The organism is Halobacillus massiliensis, assembly GCF_900166625.1.
Taxonomy (GTDB): domain Bacteria; phylum Bacillota; class Bacilli; order Bacillales; family Halobacillaceae; genus Halobacillus_A; species Halobacillus_A massiliensis.
The window spans coordinates 312,474-333,107 of record NZ_LT800499.1 but is presented as its reverse complement, the minus strand read 5'-3'; the positions used below and the strand labels follow the sequence as shown (position 1 = coordinate 333,107).

Annotated in this window: 11 protein-coding genes; 3 read left to right on the top strand and 8 right to left on the bottom strand. The window is 42.3% G+C overall.

Going from position 1 to position 20,634, the window contains the following annotated elements:
- Positions 1 to 135: 135 nt before the first annotated feature.
- The 3 genes from B7E06_RS01730 to gltB form a co-directional block, all read right to left on the bottom strand.
- Positions 136 to 1,632 carry a BCCT family transporter gene (locus B7E06_RS01730; protein ID WP_082232271.1) on the bottom strand — a complete coding sequence of 499 codons (1,497 nt, stop codon included), beginning with the start codon at positions 1,630 to 1,632 and terminating at the stop codon, positions 136 to 138.
- A gap of 336 nt (positions 1,633 to 1,968) precedes the next feature.
- The gene (locus tag B7E06_RS01725; RefSeq protein WP_082232269.1) at positions 1,969 to 3,456 is read right to left on the bottom strand and encodes a glutamate synthase subunit beta; all 1,488 of its coding nucleotides are present in this window, start codon (positions 3,454 to 3,456) and stop codon (positions 1,969 to 1,971) included.
- Between the two features lie 21 nt (positions 3,457 to 3,477).
- Complete coding sequence (gltB, locus tag B7E06_RS01720; RefSeq protein ID WP_082232267.1) at positions 3,478 to 8,064, bottom strand: glutamate synthase large subunit; 4,587 nt, start codon at positions 8,062 to 8,064, stop codon at positions 3,478 to 3,480.
- Positions 8,065 to 8,417: 353 nt separating this feature from the next.
- Here gltB and B7E06_RS01715 point away from each other — a divergent pair, with 353 nt between their 5' ends.
- Positions 8,418 to 9,479, top strand: coding sequence for a DmpA family aminopeptidase (locus tag B7E06_RS01715; RefSeq protein ID WP_082232265.1), 1,062 nt, complete (start codon positions 8,418 to 8,420; stop codon positions 9,477 to 9,479).
- Between the two features lie 868 nt (positions 9,480 to 10,347).
- Here B7E06_RS01715 and B7E06_RS01705 read toward each other — a convergent pair.
- Positions 10,348 to 11,985, bottom strand: a complete 1,638-nt coding sequence (locus B7E06_RS01705; protein ID WP_425432183.1) for a high affinity choline transporter 1 — start codon at positions 11,983 to 11,985, stop codon at positions 10,348 to 10,350.
- 111 nt (positions 11,986 to 12,096) lie between these two features.
- On the bottom strand, positions 12,097 to 12,660 hold the full coding sequence (gene cudC / locus B7E06_RS01700) for a choline uptake/conversion transcriptional regulator CudC (RefSeq protein ID WP_082232261.1): 564 nt from the start codon (positions 12,658 to 12,660) through the stop codon (positions 12,097 to 12,099).
- 270 nt (positions 12,661 to 12,930) lie between these two features.
- Between cudC and betB the strand changes: the two genes are divergently transcribed.
- Entirely contained in the window at positions 12,931 to 14,403 is a 1,473-nt protein-coding gene (betB, locus tag B7E06_RS01695; RefSeq protein ID WP_082232259.1) for a betaine-aldehyde dehydrogenase, read from the top strand.
- 306 nt (positions 14,404 to 14,709) lie between these two features.
- Here the strand turns inward: betB and purU are convergent, their stop codons facing one another.
- The 3 genes from purU to B7E06_RS01680 all read right to left on the bottom strand — a co-directional run bounded on the left by purU (position 14,710) and on the right by B7E06_RS01680 (position 18,990).
- A complete protein-coding gene (purU, locus tag B7E06_RS01690; RefSeq protein WP_082232257.1) occupies positions 14,710 to 15,609 on the bottom strand; it encodes a formyltetrahydrofolate deformylase in 900 nt (299 codons plus the stop codon).
- A gap of 30 nt (positions 15,610 to 15,639) precedes the next feature.
- Positions 15,640 to 16,902 carry an RNA polymerase factor sigma-54 gene (gene rpoN / locus B7E06_RS01685; protein ID WP_179133917.1) on the bottom strand — a complete coding sequence of 421 codons (1,263 nt, stop codon included), beginning with the start codon at positions 16,900 to 16,902 and terminating at the stop codon, positions 15,640 to 15,642.
- Between the two features lie 69 nt (positions 16,903 to 16,971).
- On the bottom strand, positions 16,972 to 18,990 hold the full coding sequence (locus tag B7E06_RS01680) for a sigma 54-interacting transcriptional regulator (RefSeq protein ID WP_082232253.1): 2,019 nt from the start codon (positions 18,988 to 18,990) through the stop codon (positions 16,972 to 16,974).
- Positions 18,991 to 19,134: 144 nt separating this feature from the next.
- On the opposite strand from B7E06_RS01680, the gene yfcC reads away from it, so the two are divergent.
- A complete protein-coding gene (gene yfcC, locus B7E06_RS01675; protein ID WP_082232251.1) occupies positions 19,135 to 20,625 on the top strand; it encodes a putative basic amino acid antiporter YfcC in 1,491 nt (496 codons plus the stop codon).
- Positions 20,626 to 20,634 lie beyond the last annotated feature (9 nt).

Here is a 20,634-nt window from a genome sequence, read left to right as displayed (position 1 = left end):
CTCTAGGCCTCCTTTTTCTTCTCTCTATTATATAGAAGATACACTTATAATAGAAAGTACCTCAATCCTCCTATTGTCTATGATGTACATAATAAAAGGTTAATGCATCACCTATAAAAAACTCACCGGCAGGAATTACCGATGAGTTTTCGCTGAAGGGGCTTCTTGCCGAGCTGATTTAAAGAAAGAAACTCCCATTAACAAAATGACAATAGAAAAAGGGAAAGCTGCAATAATCAGGACATTCTGCAAGCCTGTTGTTCCTCCAAAGTAAACAACTGTGGCAGCCATTGCTGAGAGTGCGATTCCCCAAATTATTTTCACAGAACCTGCAGGATTCAGTGAGCCCTCCGTGCTAAGCATCCCCAGGACAAATGTCGCTGAATCGGCAGATGTAATAAAGAAAATGGCCACAACGAAAATCGTAATAATCGACATTAGAAATCCTAAAGGATATTGATCAAGCATTCCAAATGTTGCCGTCTCCATTGGAAATTCAGAAATCGCCGCAATGCCTTTTTGTTCTAAATCCATTGCGGATACACCAAATACAGCAAAGAAAATAAAACAGACAACAGAAGGAACAATTAAAACCCCAAGCATAAACTCTTTAATGGTTCTTCCTTTTGATATTCTGGCAATAAAAATCCCCACAAACGGAGACCAGGATATCCACCAGGCCCAATAAAAAATCGTCCAATTGTTAATCCATGTCCTGTTGTCATTATTCAGCGGAGACAGACGCAGGCTCATATTAAAGAAATCTGTTAAGTAAGCGCCCAGTGTTGAAGTAAACATATTTAAGATTAAAACAGTGGGCCCAATTATAAACATCATAATCATAAGTAAAAAACCAAGACCCATATTAATGTTACTTAAGTATTTAATCCCACGACTGATCCCAGACCAGGCTGAAAAGATAAAAAGGATGGTAGCTATAAAGAGGATGATGAGCTGAAGGCCAAACGTATTGGGTAGATCAAATAGGAAAACGAGACCTTCTTTTATTTGAGCAGAGCCGAATCCAAGAGTAGAGGCTACCCCTACTACGGTAGCTACTACGGCTAATATATCAATCATCTTCCCTGGCCAGCTGTTCATTGCCTTTTTCCCGAATATCGGAATAAGAGTAGAGCTGATCAGCCCTTTATATCCTTTATGAAATTTAAAATAAGCGAGTGAAAGTGCAACGACTCCATAAACAGCCCATGCGTGAACACCCCAGTGAAAGAAAGAATACTTGAGAGCATCCTTCATCGCTTCATCTGATCCGGCTTCTTCTATCGGTGGTGCTAAGAAAGCATGAGAAGATGGTTCGGCTGTGGTCCAAAACACTAGTCCCATTCCCATTCCAGCACTAAACAGCATCGCGAACCATGTAGGCAGACTAAAGGCAGGAGTATCTCCCTTTTTTCCCAGCTTAATCTTTCCCAGTCTAGAAAAAATTAAATAGATGCAAAATAGAAGCATTAAAACAACAATAAGTAAGTAATACCAGCCAAACTGATTAGAAAAGAATCCAGTGATACTGGTTGTATAGGTTTGGAGTAAATCTGGGGATATTGCACCAAATATAACAACGGCCCCGCAGATAATAAGAGAAATCCAAAAAACGGTTGTTACCTTTCCCAATTCATCACCTCTAAATATTTTTTAAATTTTTCTAATCCCCTGTTTATTATAAACGAAAGAGGTGAACACGTAAAAAACTCAACCCCTAATGGGGGTTGAGTTTTCTCTCGTTTTTATAGCATTGATAAAATAAATGATATGACTACGATGGCACCAATAATCATTAATATCGTTCTAAGCATCCTGAATCCTCCCTGCAAGTTGTTTACTACTACTACTTACTTACCTTATTTATCTCTTTCTCAAACAATAAATATACGAATTCCTTCAAAATTCTCAGATCGAGCATAAAAAAAGAACCAGACTGGCATCCAGTCTAGTTCTAAGGGAACTGATTTATGGTAAAACAGTGGAACCCATCAAATAACGATCACACTCCCGTGCAGCTCCTCGTCCTTCATTAATGGCCCAAACGATCAGGCTCTGGCCTCTGCGCATATCTCCTGCAGCAAACACACCTTCTACATTTGTTCTGTAGTCTTCATGCTCGGCTTTAATAGTAGAACGTTCGGTCGTTTCCACTCCGATTTTTTCAATTAAATCCTGATCCGGTCCACTGAAACCAATGGCAAGCAGCACAAGGTCAGCTTTCCAAACTTTTTCTGTACCAGGAATTTCGCGACGTTCACGGTTGCCCTTCTCATCGAAGATCAATTCAACATTTACCGTGTGAACTTCTTTTACGCGGCCATTTTCATCTCCGACAAACTTTTTCGTCATGACCGCATATGCACGCGGGTCGCGCCCTAAGTTAGCAGCGGCTTCTTTATGTCCATATTCCACTCGGTGCACGATTGGATACTGCGGCCATGGATTTGTTAAATCATCACGGTCTTCCGTTTTCTTATCGTAGATATCAAACTGAGTCAGGGTGCGGCAGTTGTGTCTGACAGAGGTAGCCAGACAGTCTGTACCCGTGTCTCCTCCTCCGATAACAATAACGTCTCTGTCTTTAGCAGAGATATAATTTCCGTCTTTATGGTCAGAATCTAAAAGGCTCTTCGTGTTGGAGTGAAGGAAATCCATTGCATAGTGGATTCCTTTTAAGCTTCTTCCATCTACATCGATATTACGGTGTACCGTAGCACCGCCGCAAAGAATCACAGAATCATATTCTTCACGAAGACGGGATACAGGAAAATGACGCCCGACTTCTGTGTTCGTTACAAACTTGATGCCTTCCTGCTCTAAAATATCGATACGGCGTTTAACTATGGAGTATGGAAGCTTCATCTCAGGAATTCCATATGTTAATAATCCGCCTATACGGTCATTACGCTCATAAACCGTTACAAAGTGGCCGGCTTTATTTAACTGATCCGCAGCTGCTAAACCGGCAGGACCTGATCCTACAACAGCTACATGCTTGCCCGTACGCTGTTTTGGAGGCTGAGGCGTAACCCAGCCGTTTTCAAAGCCTTTTTCAATAATTGAGCGTTCTACTGTCCGAATGGCTACAGGAGGCTCGTTAATTCCCAGCACACAAGCTCCTTCACAAGGGGCCGGACAGGCGAAACCTGTAAATTCAGGGAAGTTGTTCATTTCGTGTTCTTTTTTCAAAGCTTCCTTCCACTGACCGTTGTATACAAGGTCATTCCACTCAGGAATTAAGTGATAGACAGGACAACCTGTTGTAGATCCACTTATCTCCATTCCAGACTGGCAGGTAGGCACGCCGCAGTCCATACAGCGTGCTCCTTGTAATTGTACTTCTTCATCAGACAGAGGAAGTGTATAGTCCTTCCAGTCTTGCGTACGCTCGGCAGGATTTCTTTCCTTCAGCGTCTGCCGGCTATATTCCATAAAACCAGTTGGCTTTCCCATCGAATCCCCTCCTGTTGTAATTTAGTTGGCTTTCACTGGTTCTTTTGTGCTTTCTTCAAAAGCGGTCATCTCAGCGTCAAACTTATTAAGTCCGCCTTCTTTAAGCACTTTAATTCTCTGCTGCATTGTAAGGTAAGCTTCAGGGATGACTCGCTTGAATTTAGGAAGTTCTTCTTCCCAGTTATCAAGAATTCTCTGTCCTTTAGGACTTCCTGTATACTCTACATGCTGCTGGATCAATTTATATAGTTCAGTAATTTCTTCATCATCTTTTAACGGGCTCACCTGGACAAGTTCCGTGTTGCATTTAGCAATAAAGTTATCTGTTTCATCAAGTACATAAGCTGTACCGCCGGACATACCCGCTGCGAAGTTTCGGCCAGTAGCGCCTAACACTACTACTTTTCCGCCTGTCATATACTCACAACCGTGGTCTCCGACTCCTTCAACAACTACTTCCGCCCCACTGTTTCGGACAGCGAAGCGTTCGCCTGCAAGTCCGTTAACAAAGGCTTTTCCTTCTGAGGCACCATAGAAGCATACGTTACCCGCGATCGTGTTCTCTTCAGGAGCAAAGGTAGACTTCTTGGAAGGACGAACGATGATTTTACCACCTGAAAGTCCTTTTCCGACGTAGTCGTTGGCGTCTCCTACAAGTCTCAATGTCATTCCTTTAGGAATAAAAGCACCAAAGCTCTGTCCGGCAGATCCTTTAAACGTAAGATCAACCGTATCCTCAGGCAGACCTTTTTCGCCGTAGCGGCGGGTAATTTCACTTCCTAAGATTGTACCTGTTACACGGTGAATGTTTCGAATGGAACCTGTACCTGTAAAACGTTCACCTTTCTCCATTGCATCATTAAACATCGGCATAAGTTCTTCCACATCGAGGGCTTTATCTAAGCCGTGATCCTGTTTCTCTGTAGCGTAACGGCCAACGTCTCCACTGGTTTCTGGTTTGAAAAGAAGAGCAGACAAGTCCACATCTTTTGCCTTCCAATGATCAATGTCTTTATTAATTTCAAGAATATCTGTACGTCCGATCATTTCGTTAATCGTACGGAAACCTAGCTCTGCCATAACCTCTCTGGCTTCCTGTGCGACAAAACGCATGAAGTTTGCTACGTGTGCAGGGTCGCCGTTATATTTCTCCCTTAACTCTGGATCCTGTGTAGCAATACCAACAGGACATGTATTTAAGTGACAGACTCTCATCATGACACAACCAAGAACAACAAGCGGTGCAGTAGAGAACCCATATTCTTCAGCTCCTAAGAGCGTAGCGACTACAACGTCACGGCCTGTCATCATCTTACCGTCGGTTTCAACAACAATACGGTCACGCAGACGGTTGAGCATAAGCGTCTGGTGAGTTTCGGCTAAACCGATCTCCCACGGAAGCCCAGTATGTTTCAGGCTTGTACGAGGGGCAGCCCCTGTACCTCCATCATACCCACTGATTAAAACTAAATCGGCACGTCCTTTAGCTACACCGGCGGCAATCGTTCCTACACCGACAGCGGATACGAGTTTTACGCTGATACGAGCTTTAGGGTTGGCGTTCTTCAGGTTATGAATCAATTCAGCTAAGTCTTCAATGGAGTAGATATCATGGTGCGGCGGCGGTGAAATTAATTCTACACCTGTAGTAGATCCACGCACCTCGGCAATCCACGGATAAACTTTTTTACCAGGCAGGTGTCCACCTTCTCCAGGCTTTGCACCTTGAGCCATCTTAATCTGAATTTCATCTGCATTTACAAGATAATGACTCGTTACCCCAAAACGACCGGAAGCTACTTGTTTAATCGAACTGCGGCGTGAGTCTCCGTTCTCTTCTGGCGTAAAACGGTCAGGATCTTCCCCGCCTTCTCCTGTATTGCTTCGGCCGCCAACACGGTTCATAGCAACAGCAAGAGCTTCGTGTGCTTCCTTACTAATGGATCCATAAGACATGGCGCCAGTTTTAAATCTCCTGCAAATTTCATCTACAGACTCCACTTCCTCAATTGGAATAGATGGACGCTTTTTAAACGAAATCAAGCCTCTTAATGACTGCAGATTGTTCGTTTCATCTGTGAGCATCTCAGAGTAAGACTTAAAGAGATTATAATCATTCGTACGGCAGGCATGCTGAAGTGTATGAATGGTCTGTGGATTGTATTGGTGATCTTCACCATTTGCACGGTATTGATAATCATCACCTGCATCAAGCCCCTTATCACTCTTACGCTCATCACCATACGCCTCAGCATGGCGCATCAGTACTTCTTTTTCAATCGTGTCAACACCAATACCTCCAAGACGAGAAGAGGTGCGGGTGAAGTAGCGGTTAATTACATTAGGGTGAATACCGACAGCTTCAAAAATTTGAGCTCCACGGTAACTCTGTATAGTGGAAATCCCCATCTTAGAAAGCACTTTAATAACACCGTCTGTTACAGCATTAATATAGCGGTTAACGGCAATTTCAAGCGTATCGGTTTCTAAAGATCCTTTATCCATAAGGTCGCTTAATGATTCGAACGCAAGGTAAGGATTAATTCCTTCTGCTCCGTAGCCCAGCAATGTTGCGAAATGATGGACTTCACGCGGTTCACCGGATTCAAGCAGGAGGCTCACTTTCGTACGTGTGCCTTGTCGTATGAGGTGATGGTGAAGACCGGAAACTGCAAGCAGAGCCGGAATGGCAGCATTTTCTTTGTTGACTCCACGATCAGATAAAATTAATAAAGTGGTACCATTTTCGATCTCTTTATCTGCTTTAGTAAATAATTCTTCAAGAGCATTCTCCATTTTGTTTTCGCCTTCTTTAGCTTCAAACAAAATAGAAAGTGTACTTGCTTTAAAACCATCAAGGTCCTGTTGGCGCAGCTGCTCCAGCTGATCATTTCTCAGCAGCGGAGTTGCCAGGCGGATCTTGCGGCAGCTCTCAGGCTTAGGATCCACAAGGTTTCCTTCTGCCCCAATTGTTGTTTCAACCATTGTAATAAGTTTTTCTCGAATGGCGTCAATCGGAGGGTTGGTAACCTGTGCAAACAGCTGTTTAAAATAGCTGTATAGCAGTTGAGGCTTTTTCGAAAGAACAGCTAGCGGGGAATCATATCCCATTGATCCAACAGGGTCTTTTCCACCGGATACGAGAGGCTTCAAGATTTTATTCAGCTCTTCAGTTGTATATCCAAAGGCAAGCTGCTGGTCTATTAAGCTGTCAATTTTATGCCCAGGCTCTTCTACCGGCTTCGGTAGCTCTTCAAGATCCATCTTATATTCTTTAAGCCATTCGCCATAAGGCTCCTGGTTAGCCACATCGAGTTTAATCTCTTCATCAGGAATAATTTCACCTTTCTCAAGGTCGACTAAGAGCATTTTCCCTGGATGAAGACGATCTTTATAAAGGATATCATCAGCAAAAATGTCCAGGGCACCAACTTCAGAGCCAAGTACAATCATGCCGTCTTTTGTAACATAATAACGAGCTGGACGCAGACCATTACGGTCAAGACACGCACCGACTTGCTTTCCATCTGTATAAGCAAGGGCTGCCGGTCCGTCCCATGGCTCCATTAAGCAGCTGTGATATTCATAAAAATCACGTTTCTTAGGATGGATGGAATCATCATTCGCCCAAGGTTCTGGAACCATCATCATCACCGTATGAGCGAGAGAACGACCAGATAAATATAAGAATTCAAAAGCGTTATCAAACATGGAAGAGTCACTTCCGTTTGAATCGATGACAGGAAGAAGCTTTTCTAAATCTTCATCACTAAAGTGTTTGGAGCTGCAAAGTTCCTGTCTAGCTCTCATCCAGTTTACGTTTCCGCGAAGGGTATTGAATTCCCCGTTGTGAATCGTATAACGGTTCGGGTGAGATCTCTTCCAGCTCGGAAATGTATTTGTACTGAAGCGAGAGTGCACAAGGGCAAGGGCTGTCTTAAAGTCCGGGTGATTTAGGTCAATATAAAAAGAGTCCAGCTGCTCTGGAATCAGCATCCCTTTATAGACAATCGTTCTGGAAGACAGGCTGCTGATATAAAAATCATCATAGCCTTCTTCTTTCGCAATTTCGATTTCAGCACGTTTTCTAATAATGTATAGACGACGCTCTATTTCTAAGTGCTCCGTAATTCCTTCCGCTGGAGCAATAAACGCCTGGCGGATAAACGGCTTTGTTTTCTTTGCATCTTTACCGACAAAGGAATCGTTGATAGGTACAGTCCGCCAGCCCAGGAAGTGCTGCCCTTCCTCTTCAACGATTCGTTCAAACACCTGCTTACAGCGCAGACGAGACTTATGATCTTCCGGGAAAAATATCATTCCCACTCCGTACTGCCCCTCAGGAGGAAGCTCAATATCTTCTTTCTCACACTGCTTCTCGAAAAAATAATGAGGAATTTGTGTTAAGATTCCTGCTCCATCTCCTGTACTTATATCGGCCGCCTGGCCTCCGCGGTGCTCTAAATTACAAAGAATAGTAATGGCGTTTTCTACGATGCTATGTGATTTTGTTCCATCAATATTTGCAAGCATCCCAATGCCGCAAGCTTCATGTTCGTTCTCAGGATGATATAATCCTTGTGGGATTGGATATCCGTGTTTTTGCATATATGTTCCCCCTCATTAACTATTCATCGAAGTTCTGCACAAAAGTGACAAAATTCTGTTTTTTTCAGTTTGTATACAGTATAGCATGAAGGACAGCACTTTTCACGTAGATAATGCGATGACAGAGGGTTTCTCACCCTATTATCAGAATTTTTCAACTATTTAAATTTAGCTGAAAACGCCCGTAATGATTGGATTTTTCAAAAACTAATAAATTATTGTAAGCGTAATCATATTTATGTAAAAAAATTTAACAATACTCTTCTTAGACCTTGAATTTTTGGTAAAAAATTGCACTTTATACAAGAAAACCGTCAATTTATGTATAATTAATCACTAAAATACACAAAGGGATGTGCCAAATGAGAATAAGGGACTTTGGAATTAATATAGGCAATCTTGAATTAGGGACTAAAAACTCGATTACGGATGTACACGGAGTTACGGTAGGTCATGTTACTTTAAATGAAGGTCCTATTCAAACAGGAGTTACGGCTATCCTACCTCATCAGGGAAGCATATTTGAAGAAAAACTGATCGCCTCCTCACATGTCATTAATGGATTTGGCAAAACAATGGGAAGTATTCAGTTAGAAGAACTCGGTACACTAGAGACACCAATTGTTCTTACCAACACATTAAGCATCGGGACGGCAGCAGATTCTGTTATAAACTTTATCCTGAGAGACCACCCCCAAATCGGCCGGACAACCGGCACTGTCAATCCTGTTATTGGAGAATGCAATGATATGATTCTTAACGATATTCGGGCACAGGCTGTTAAAAAAGAACATGTTCTACAGGCATTAACTGAAGCTACTACCCATGTAAAAGAAGGATCAGTTGGAGCAGGAAGAGGAATGGTGTGCTATTCCTTAAAGGGAGGCGTAGGTACCTCTTCAAGAATTATCCGGCTTCCCCACGGATCCTATACAATTGGGGTATTAGTGGTCACCAATTTTGGCCAGTTAAGTGATCTTAAAATAGGCGGACAGCCTGTTGGTATACAGCTGGCCGAGATACAAAAAGGTGAGGAAGGTACGGACAAAGGTTCTGTTATGATCATTTTAGCTTGTGATTTGCCAGTAACTGACCGTCAGCTTAATCGGATTCTTAAGCGATGCTCAGCCGGTCTTGCGCGGACAGGAAGTATTATTTCTAATGGCAGCGGGGATATAGCCTTAGGGTTCTCAACATTTACAAAGATTCCTCATAACCCTATTGGCCGTCCCTTATCTATTGCTTCCATCCACGAGGAAGAAATAGACCATGCTTTTCGAGCGGCCGGTGAAGCTGTGGAAGAAGCTGTCCTGAACTCGCTCACTGCTGCTGAGCCAGTTACAGGAAGAGACGGGAATTACCGCGCATCCCTTAGGGAATTGATGCAGAGTTATGGGATTACTTTAAAAGGATAATATATTCCTGTAAGCGTCTATTCACGGGAAGAGAGAAAGTTCCGTTTTGTGGCTGGGAAATAGCTCGATGCACTCGCGGATCTCATCCTGGCTCTTCTCCCTCCAGAAGCCTTAGTTTGAACATTGAGGGAGGGCTGTTCCGTGTCTCTTTCCTTTCTTATGAAAAGAATAAGCTGTTCCATTTATCAAGTACGGAGAAACGCGGCTGGGAAATAGCTCGCTTTCCGCGGGGAGCCGGTGAGCTAGCTCGTTACACTCGCGGATCTCACCATGGCTCCATCTCCCTGCAGGAGTCTCGCCATTTCCCATCCTCTTTACATTTAATGGGGAAACGGAACGCTGTAATCTCATTAAGCTCTCTAATGAAATCAATCCTCTCTTCTTATATGTTCCGTTACTCAAAAATACGTAAAGGGACAGGGGAAACGGCGAGACTCCTATGGGAGGATAGAACAGGGGTGAGATCCCGGAGGGCGAAAAGCCCGAGGAAGCTCACCGTTCGCCCATGGAAAGCGAGGTGTTTCCCCAGGCTCGATTTTCCATATCCAGGTAAACGGAACAAGAGAATTCCCTTCAACTTTCTAGCGGATTTGTCGTCCTCGCTATTCCAATCTATCTTTACTTTAATAAACACAAAGTGCCGGGGGAAACGGTGGGACTCCTATGGGAGGGTAGAACAAGGAGAGATCCTGGAGGGCGAAAAGCCCGAGGAAGCTCACCGTTCGCTCATGGAAAGCGAGTCTTTCCCCAGGCCCGGCACTCACTTCTCAAAAAGCTGAGAATTAAGAAACATTCTAAACAAAAAAAGCTAAGAACAAAACAAAAACCCTGCCCCCTCTTTATATAGAGGAAACAGGGTCTTTTCATATTATGATGCAGTTTTCTTTTCTTCTTTTTCAGAAGGAAGAATAAGAGACTGCGGCTTGCATTTCGCCTTTGTTAATTCTGAGACGAAAAAGATCATTGTAAATGCAGAAATACAAGCAAGCGTACGGAATGGGAATAATACAATCCCGTCCTCAATCATTGGATAAGGCAGAAAGGCCGGCAATCCTAGGGCAGGCTCTCCCCCGCCAAGTCTTAAGAAGAGTGCGGTAACAAACCCGGCGATGGAACCGTATAAGTTCGCATTTTTATAAAACAACGCCATCGTTAACTGTGGAAACAGTACGGTATAAACTAAGTCAGATGCCAAATACCATAAGGTATAAACACTCTGAACGTTCAATGCGATAATCATCGCACCTACACCTACAATAATAATTGTCCTCTTAATTACCTTCTTAAGCTTTTCGTCGTCAGCTTTTGGGTTAATTAATGGACGATAAATGTTCCATGAGGCCATTGAAGAGGCAGATAGAATGGAAGAGTCCATAGAAGACATAACGGCAGCGGCTAGTGCCCCTAACCCGATTGCGGCAACAAGTTCAGGAGTAAGATACCTAAGCACATGTGGAAGAATAACAGATGCATTGTCTGGTGTTGGAAGCCCCATACCAGCCCAATCAATGTTAAACCCTACAACTCCTATAAGTACGGCAGGAACCGCTGCGATCAGGCAGACAACACCTGCAGTAATAGAAAGCCACATAGCTGTCTTTTCATTTTTTGCAGAAAGTACACGCTGGAAGTAAACTTGCCATGCGATACCACCAAAGATTAATAGTAAAGCAAAATCCAGCCAGTTCCAAAAGTAGTTACCCCACTCCGGATCGCTGAGTGCATCCATCGGAGGAAGTAGGTTTGCAAAAGAACCAAGCTCTGTGGAATAGTCACCCCATGCGCTGCCGAGACCTCCTGCATGTCCTAGGGCAAATGGAAGTACAAGGAATAAACCTATTAGCAGAACTGCCATTTGGAAAAGGTCTGTATAGGCTACAGCCCACATCCCTCCAGCTACAGTGTAAGCAATCGCAATAACTCCAGAAAGAATAATAGATGTTGTGAAATCAATATTTAGAATCGTTCCGAAAGTAGTACCTAGAGCGGTTAAGATCGCTGCACTCCAGAACATTTCTCCCAATAAGGCAGGAATGTACAAGACTCCAGCCATCTTCTTTCCAAAACGCTGCTCAAGTGGGTCAATAATTGTCATGAACTCATAACGGCGCATTTTCCTGGCAAAGAAGATACCACCAATAATCAAGCTTAAGGCATATCCCCATGGGGCTTGAGCCCAAACTAAACCATCGACATAAGTAGATTCGGCCGTACCATTAATATAACCGCCGCCCACCCAGGTTGCAGCCATTGTAAACATTGCTACACCTAAAGGCATGCTTCGTTTGGCCACCATCATGTCAGAGAGAGAGTTTGTCTTCTTAGATGCCATAACGGCTCCGATGTAATAAACCGCCGCATAGAAGACAATCATAGCGATAAAGCCGCCCCACTGAATATCTTCACTCGTAAAAGCGATATAAATGGTAAACACAGCCATAATTGCACCTAATATAAGAACGGCAGAGTTCTTTTTAATAAATGATTGATTCGATTGATCTTGCATCAGCTTCACTCCTATCAAATTAACAGTCGTTTTTTGAATATTCTGTATTTTATAAAAGACGTACGTCTCTCTTGAATAACATATAGTTATTCAGGAAAGGCGCATAGTTCTTTATTTATTATTTTCTTCTTCTTCAATTGGAAGCTTATCGAAAAGCTCACCGCTATCAATCGCAAAGACCAGCTTTTGCAGCCAGTGATAATAAGGAATGGAAGATTCCAACTGTTGATAAACGAATAAGGCTTCTTTACGGACTTCTTCATCGACATTTTCTTCCGCTAAAACCTTATCCAGCTCTTTTTTGGCTTTTTCGATGGCACTTAAGTTTATTTTAGCTTCACGAAGCCATTTTTTCGTAAAAAAGCTGGCAAAGAACTGAAAGAAATCCTTCTCCGCTACATATGTTTGTCTGCGGGTTCCTTTACGGAAGGTTTTTTTTACGACGTCATAATCCTGAAGTTTTTTAACTCCAGTGCTCATGCTTGGTTTGCTCATGCCAAGTTTTTCGCGCATTTCATCAAGGGTCATATCTTTTTCAAAATACATGGTCCCATATAAGGTTCCTGCACTTCGGGTCACTCCATATAGATCCATCGTTTCCGCAATTGAATCAATGACCAGTGATTTGGCCTCATCAATAGAAGCACGTGCACTCTCCTCCTGATTCTCAGCCATTTGTAACCTCCTCTCGGCCATAGAGTTAAGTTTGTTAAGTTTTTTCTTTACAAATTATATCTTAACGAATAATTTCAGCTTGTCAAAATTAAATATTCAAAAAAACGCACTAAGACCTATCAGCTCATAGGTTATAGAAATTTTTATTTTTTTGCCCGCTTATTATTCTTTGACAAGAATTCTCGAAGCTGATAAAGTAAAAACAGTTAAAAACGTTAAATTTTTTCTTAACAATTTTTACGATTGGTTTAAAAGGAGTGAAAGTAAAGTATGGAAAAACAACGCATGTTTATTAATGGCGAATGGGTAGATGCCATTTCAAAAAATACCCGGACGATCATTAATCCTTATAATCAAGAGATTGTTGCCGAAGCAGCTGAAGGCGACGAACGTGACACTAAAAAAGCGATTGAAGCTGCCCGTAAGGCTTTCGATCAAGGTGACTGGGCAGAAACTCCGGCTAAAGAACGTGGGGAAATCGTTCTTAAGATTGCCCAATTAATTAGAGAGAACAATGAAGAACTTGCACGTTTAGAGACGTTCGATACAGGTAAGACGCTTGAAGAAAGCCGTGCAGATATGGATGACATCGCGAATGTATTCCTTTACTTTGCCGGTCTTGCTGATAAAGAAGGTGGAGAGGTAATCAACTCACCGTTCCCGGATTCTGATAGTAAAGTGGTACGCGAGCCTGTAGGGGTGTGCGGCCAGATTACTCCTTGGAATTACCCGCTGCTTCAAGCTGCCTGGAAGATTGCTCCGGCACTGGCTGCAGGAAATACCATTATTGTTAAACCGAGTGAGATCACTCCATTAACTACAGTTAAAGTATTTGAACTAATGGAAGAAGCCGGTGTTCCAAAAGGTGTTGCCAATCTCGTGCTTGGCCCTGGCCACAACGTCGGTGCTGAACTTGCTTCAAATACGGATGTCGACTTAATTTCATTTACAGGCGGTATTGAAACTGGGAAAAAAATTATGCAGACGGCCAGCGTCAACGTTAAGAATATCGCCCTTGAATTAGGTGGTAAGAACCCGAATATCGTATTTGCCGATGCTGATTTTGATACAGCTGTCGATCAAGCATTAAACGCGGTATTTTTCCATGCGGGACAAGTATGCTCTGCAGGTTCCCGCCTGCTTGTCGAGGACAGCATTCACGATAAATTCGTTGAAAAGCTTGTAGAACGCGCAAGTCGAATTAAGCTCGGTAATGGCTTCGACGAAGATACTGAAAGTGGACCGCTTATTTCAAAAGAGCACCGCGATAAAGTAGAAAGCTTTGTAGAAATCGGTAAACAAGAAGGTGCACACCTTGCGCTTGGCGGCAAGCGTCCTGAGGATCCTCAACTGCAAGACGGATTCTTCTACCTTCCAACTATCTTTACAGGCTGTACATCTGACATGAAAATTGTTCAGGAAGAAGTATTTGGACCTGTATTAACAGTAGAAAAATTCTCTACGAAAGAGGAGGCTGTATCTCTTGCTAACGATACTATCTATGGTCTCGCTGGTGCTGTTTGGTCAACAGACATCGAAAAGGCAGAATTTGTAGCAGCTAAACTTAGAATGGGTACAGTCTGGATTAACGATTTCCACCCATACTTTGCCCAAGCTCCATGGGGCGGCTATAAACAGTCCGGCATCGGCCGTGAACTGGGTCGTCCAGGTTTAGAAGAATACACGGAAACTAAACACATTTTCAGAAACAAAAAGCCTGAAGCTATTAACTGGTTCAAGTAGTCCTCCCTTTAAGGGCTGATTTAATCAGACTCCACAATTAATATAAAAGGCCTCCCCCTTTTTATATAAAATAAAGGGCTGTCCTGAAGTCTAAACAGACTTTCCAGGACAGCCCTTTTTGTGTATGTTTTGATTTTCAATTATTACAGTAGTGAGTTCCGTTTGCCTGAAATAAGCTTCCACAGGCTAAAGCCTTCCGAGAGCTCTCTTTTTTTACTTAAAGTGATCTCACTCGTTTATTAAGACACAAAAAAGAACTTCCGATTTTGCGGAAGCTCATTTTAATCGTATCAATAGTAAGCTTTATTAAAAAACAATAGTTTTATTCTCATGAACGATCAAGCGGTCTTCTAAGTGCCATTTCACTCCACGCGCCAGAACACTACGCTCTATGGACCGCCCCATTTTCTTCAAGTCATCTACACTGTCCCGATGATCAACGCGCATAATATCCTGTTCAATAATCGGCCCTTCATCCAGGTCATTCGTTACATAATGAGACGTCGCTCCTATCAGCTTTACTCCTCTTTCATGTGCACGCTTATGAGGGTTTGCCCCGATAAAAGCAGGAAGGAAAGAATGGTGAATGTTGATTATTTTAAACGGGTGAGCCGCTACAAACTCAGGCGTCAGGATCTGCATGTAGCGCGCAAGCACGATGACATCAATTTCATGGTCCTTTAAAAGCTGAAGCTGCTGTTCTTCCACCTGCTTGCGAATATGCTTATTCGCCGGGATGTGATAAAAAGGCAGGTTAAAGGATTCTACCAGTTCTTTTGCATCTTCATGGTTACTGACAACCATTTGAATGTCGGCAATCAGGTCACCACTCTGCCATTCGAGAAGAAGTTCACGCAGACAGTGAAGCTCTTTTGAAGCAAAAATTGCCGTTTTCTTAATATTATAGGCTCCTTTTAGTGTCCACGTCATATTAAACTGATCACCAATTTCTTTAAACTTCTCTCTCAAAACACTTTCTTCTTGAGGAAGCCGAGGTGAATCAAATTCGATTCTCATAAAAAACAGGCCGTTATGCGGGTCTGTCGTGTACTGATTTGATTCAATAATATTGGCCTCATGTTTATGCAGAAACTGAGTAACAGCTGAAACGATTCCTGGCTGATCCGGACATTTAATTAACAGCCGTCCAGTATGCTTGTATTTCTCCTGATAAGAGCGGATTTGTTCTTGGATATACGAGTTCATATTGATTATCTCCTTTGTTTCATTGTTGTTTTAAGCCTGGTGTTTTCTTTTTACCGAAGAAAGGATATGAAGGCCCTCCCTGTATTTAGCGACCGTTCGCCGGGAAACCTGAATATGGTGATCCTGGTGAAGCTGTTCTTTAATTTTCTGATCAGATAACGGTCTCCGCTTGTCCTCTGCCTTAATGTATTGCAGGATTAAGTCCTTAACATGTGAAGAAGAAACATCCTCTCCTTGCGAATTAGAAAGACGAGAAGTGAAAAACATTGTAAGCGGTATAGGACCTGCCTCAGTTTCGATATATTTAGAAGCAATAGTACGACTGACTGTTGATTCGTGAATATCGAGCTCATCAGCGATTAACCGAAGCGTCAGCGGCTTAAATGGCCCTCCCCCTTGATCAAAAAAGCTGGTCTGTTTGTCCACAATGCTTTGTGCGACCATTTTCATTGTCAACTGCCTTCTATCAATACTCCTTAAAAGCCAGGATGCCTGATTGTAAGCCTCTTTTATAAAATCTTCACCGAGATCTTTATAATCACTGTATAACGAGTTAAAACGTACCTTTGGCAGGATTCCATCATTGATATGAACCTCATAGCCGCTGGCTGATTTAATTAAATAAAAATCAGGAATAATGTATTCCGGACGTGAAGCTGAAGGAAGCAGCGGCCGCGGCTGAAGCTCTTTAATGGCCGAGACAGCCTCTTCAACCTCTGTTAAGTCTACTTCCAGCTGCTGAGCTAAATATTTATATTTCCCTTCCGCGACATCTGCCAGGTGATCACTAACCAGCTTTTTCATAATGGGAGCTAAAGAATGTACATCTTCAATTTGAAAAAGCAGGTATTCTGTGAAATTTCTGCAGCCTAAACCTCCGGGGTCCAGCTGTTTGAGCTGTTCTACGCTTTGATGGACCTGCTCTTCGGTAAGTTGGAAAAGTTCAGCAATTTTATGCAAAGAGTATGGGAGAAAACCATGCTCATCGAGCGTTTCAATCAGCAAGAGAAGAATTCTTCTTTCTTCAGAGGGGCGTTCTAAAAACTGAACCTGTTCCATTAACATTTGGCGCCAGTCTTGTTCCTGATCAGGAAAGTCTTCCACATCCCCGGCTTTTGCTGTATAAGAGGCGGGCTGCCTTTCTTCTACTTCAAGTAGCGGATTCTCTGAAGCCTGATCTCTTATAAATTCAACCATGTCCTTAGCAGAATATTGTAATAAGGAAATAGCCTGGCGCAGCTCATTCGTCATTTTCAAACGGGTCGACTGATTATGGCTTAACTCAAGCTTCATGCTGCTCCTCTTTTCCATTTTGTCGTTATGTTTATTTTCCTTGATTTTACGCTGATTTTCAAGTTCTCCTTACAGCTGAAGTTCATTTAAATAACTTTGCCCTGCAGGAGTAATTTCCGTACCCGCTCTTCCTTTTTTCACATTTACATAGTCCCGTTCTTCAAGTTCCTTTATAATCTTTCGTACTTGCTGTTCAGAAAGCGGACTTTTTAGTTGGTAACTCCGCTCGCTTATCTTCTTCCTGCTAGCGCCTTTATATGAATTGTTTAGCTCAGATAAAATAGATAAGACGATTTCATGCTTTTGCAGGTAAAGCTTTCCTGGCTGTTTAACCTTTTCCTTTTCGTGCTGAAAAAACTCCGATTGAGGCAGATCTTCACTTGAAATCTTCTCACCTTCGGATACGGTGATTAGATAGGAAATTGTATTTTGGAGCTCTCTAACATTTCCGTACCAGTTGTAAGATAGCAAATGATCTATTAAGTCCGGACTTATTTGCTTTTTCCTTTCTCCATTTTCAATGAGAAATTGCCGGACAAGAATAGGTATATCTGATTTTCTTTTTCTAAGTGAAGGGACTTGAAGGTATAGTACCTTTAGGCGATGATAGAGATCCTCTCGAAACTTGCCTTCTTTTATTAATTCCAGAAGATTTTTGTTTGTTGCTGCAATGACACGCACATCAATAGGAATATTTTTATTGCCGCCTATTTTTCTTACTTCTTTCTCCTGTATCACTCTAAGCAGCCGGGCCTGAAGCTTCAAACTGATATCACCGATTTCATCAAGAAAAATCGCGCCTCCGTCCGCTTGCTCGAACAATCCCTTTTTCCCGCCTTTTTTTGCCCCTGTAAATGCCCCCTCTTCATAACCGAAAAGCTCACTTTCCAACAGATCTTCAGGCAGGGCACTGAAATTAACAGCCAGAAAGGGCTCCAGTTTTTTTTCAGAATGATTATGGATCGCACTAGCAAATAATTCTTTCCCTGTTCCACTCTCACCTTCAATTAATACTGGCAGATTTGATTTGGCCAGTTTTTTAGCAATCGATTTCGTCTGTTCAATTAACGGGCTGTTCCCGATTATATCCGAAAAGTGATACTTTGCGATATATCCTGTCCTGGTAAGCTCTTTTCGAGCGGCTTTTTCCATTGAGATCGTTTCATCTGTATTTTTAAAAATAAAAATTATACTATTTGTATCTTCCCATTGGCAGCGATACACCATTACATTATAAGTATTAACTGTAAAAAACCTGCCCTCTTGCTGTGGCTGTAAAAGAAACTGTAAAAGATCATGCTGATTAAAAAGCTGTGAGAGATTTTTTCCTTCCGCCTGTTCAGAAGAAATACCCGTGTATTGCTCCATAAATGGATTAAAGACAGTAACTTTCCCATTATGATCCACTGCCATAATGCCATCATTCACTCCGTCAACAACCTGTTTTAAATGTTCATTTAGAATCTCGGTTTTATGGTTCATCTGAACAATTTTTTTACTAAGTTCAATAATTTTACCCGTATAGCGGCTGGATATCAAACCTCCCAGCTGCTCCTTTAAATGAAAGTGTTCCAGTATATCCATTAAAGTAGTAATATCGATCAGCCGTACACCGACATCCACAATACGTTCTATTCCCTTCGGTATAATAGGAACCTCTCCAGGAGTCACCGCCACCTTTACCTTTTTGAAACCTTTGTCTATCCCCGGGTAATAAGGGAAATAGGAAACATGGTTTAATCCTGTTTTTTCCAGTGTATCTATCATCTGCTCGGTCATCTGCCGTGAATCATTTACACATAGAACTTTAGTTCCTTCAGGAAGGTGGAGTAAGCCTTCAATATACTGATAATTTATAGCTCTTTCTGCTGTCAGGGTAGTACAGTCCTCCCCTGCAATATGACCAGTTTCTTTTTCAATCTGGTCTGAAGAATAAACAATCAAGTCTTCAGGAATGACATCTGGTAAAAATTCATCTGCTGCAAAGCTTGTAATCTCAATGAATTCTCCCATTATATCTTTTAGCTGCCTGTGAAGAGCGACTTTCGTTTCCAAGGTACCCGTAATAAGTGTTAAATGTTTGTTCATACTTTGCTCCTTTTGGTTACTACAGTAAGAACCTTTTATAACCAATTTAACACAATACCCTCTATTACCCTTGGAATTTTCAGAAAATAAAGTTGGCACGGAATTTGCATATTTAAAAATAACAAAAGTAATGGGGGGATAAAATTGCAAAAAAGAAAAAAAGCTTGGGAAATGCCGCACACGTACGTCATTATATTTTTCGTCGTATTATTCGCTGCTATTCTCACCTATATTGCACCTGCAGGAACATTTGAAACAGAAGAAGTAACCTATAACAATTCTGGTACGGAGGAAACGAGAACCGTATTAATCCCCGATAGCTTTTCAACAGAAGAAGGTGAAGCCGTTAAAACTACTTTATTCGAAGGTGGAGGAGAAACAGGCCTTCTTAACTATGTTTTTGAAGGACTTGTCAGTGGTGATAAATGGGGATCTGCTGTTGGAGTCATCGCTTTTATTATAATAATTGGCGGTGCTTTCGGTATTATTATGAAAACGCGAGCCATAGAAGAGGGCATTCTATCAGTAATTGATAAGACAAAAGGAAAGGAAGCACTCATAATACCCATCCTGTTCTTTTTATTCTCACTTGGTGGAGCAGTATTTGGGATGGGTGAAGAAGCCATTGCCTTTGCGATGATTCTAATTCCTTTAGTTATTGCCCTCGGCTACGATGCGATAACGGGGGTAATGATTACTTATGTGGCTACACAAATTGGATTTGCAACCTCTTGGATGAATCCTTTCGGTGTGGCTATTGCTCAGGGAGTTTCAGATGTCCCTGTACTGTCGGGATCCCCGTTTCGCATTCTTATGTGGATTGTTTTTACAACAATAGGGACGTGGTATACATGGCGATATGCAAATAAAGTGAGAAAGAACCCTGCCAGTTCTCTCTCATATACCTCAGATGAATATTTTCGAAAGGACTTTGAACAGAATGATCTCAATGTCAATTTTAAAAAGGGACATTTGCTTGTTATTCTGACCGTTGCTGCAGGTATAAGCTGGATTATCTGGGGAGTCATCGAGAATGCCTACTATATTCCGGAAATAGCGAGTCAATTTTTTACCATTGGCCTTGTTGCCGGTATTATTGGAGTTATTTTTAAATTGAACAATATGAGAGTGAACGATATCGCTGAAGGGTTTGCTCAAGGAGCAAAAGACTTGCTTCCAGCTGCGCTGGTGGTAGGAATGGCCAAAGGAATCATTATTATTCTTGGCGGGGATGATCCAGCATCAGCTTCTGTATTGAATACTATTCTCCATTCAGCAGGCCAAATATTTAACGGTATGCCGGAAGTGCTTTCCGCCTGGTTAATGTACCTCTTTCAATCGATCTTCAATTTCTTCGTCGTTTCTGGTTCTGGCCAGGCAGCCTTAACGATGCCGCTTATGGCCCCTCTTGCTGATATCGCAGGTGTCACGCGGCAGGTCGCAGTCCTTGCCTTCCAGCTGGGTGACGGGTTAACAAATATTATAGTACCTACCTCCGCTGCTTTAATGGGAAGTCTTGGAGCAGCCCGTCTGGACTGGGGGTTGTGGTTTAAGTTTATTATAAAGTTTCAGCTGCTCTTATTTGGCTTATCCAGCCTGTTTATAATAGCGGCCGTTTTGATTAATTTCAACTAATAGATAGGA

What these genes read in the sequence shown, in the direction of transcription:
- B7E06_RS01725 (WP_082232269.1), bottom strand. Translation starts at nt 3,456, where the DNA reads ATGGGAAAGCCAACTGGTTTTATGGAATATAGCCGGCAGACGCTGAAG.
- gltB (WP_082232267.1), bottom strand. Translation starts at nt 8,064, where the DNA reads ATGCAAAAACACGGATATCCAATCCCACAAGGATTATATCATCCTGAG.
- B7E06_RS01715 (WP_082232265.1), top strand. Translation starts at nt 8,418, where the DNA reads ATGTGCCAAATGAGAATAAGGGACTTTGGAATTAATATAGGCAATCTT.
- B7E06_RS01705 (WP_425432183.1), bottom strand. Translation starts at nt 11,985, where the DNA reads ATGCAAGATCAATCGAATCAATCATTTATTAAAAAGAACTCTGCCGTT.
- cudC (WP_082232261.1), bottom strand. Translation starts at nt 12,660, where the DNA reads ATGGCTGAGAATCAGGAGGAGAGTGCACGTGCTTCTATTGATGAGGCC.
- betB (WP_082232259.1), top strand. Translation starts at nt 12,931, where the DNA reads ATGGAAAAACAACGCATGTTTATTAATGGCGAATGGGTAGATGCCATT.
- purU (WP_082232257.1), bottom strand. Translation starts at nt 15,609, where the DNA reads ATGAACTCGTATATCCAAGAACAAATCCGCTCTTATCAGGAGAAATAC.
- rpoN (WP_179133917.1), bottom strand. Translation starts at nt 16,902, where the DNA reads ATGAAGCTTGAGTTAAGCCATAATCAGTCGACCCGTTTGAAAATGACG.
- B7E06_RS01680 (WP_082232253.1), bottom strand. Translation starts at nt 18,990, where the DNA reads ATGAACAAACATTTAACACTTATTACGGGTACCTTGGAAACGAAAGTC.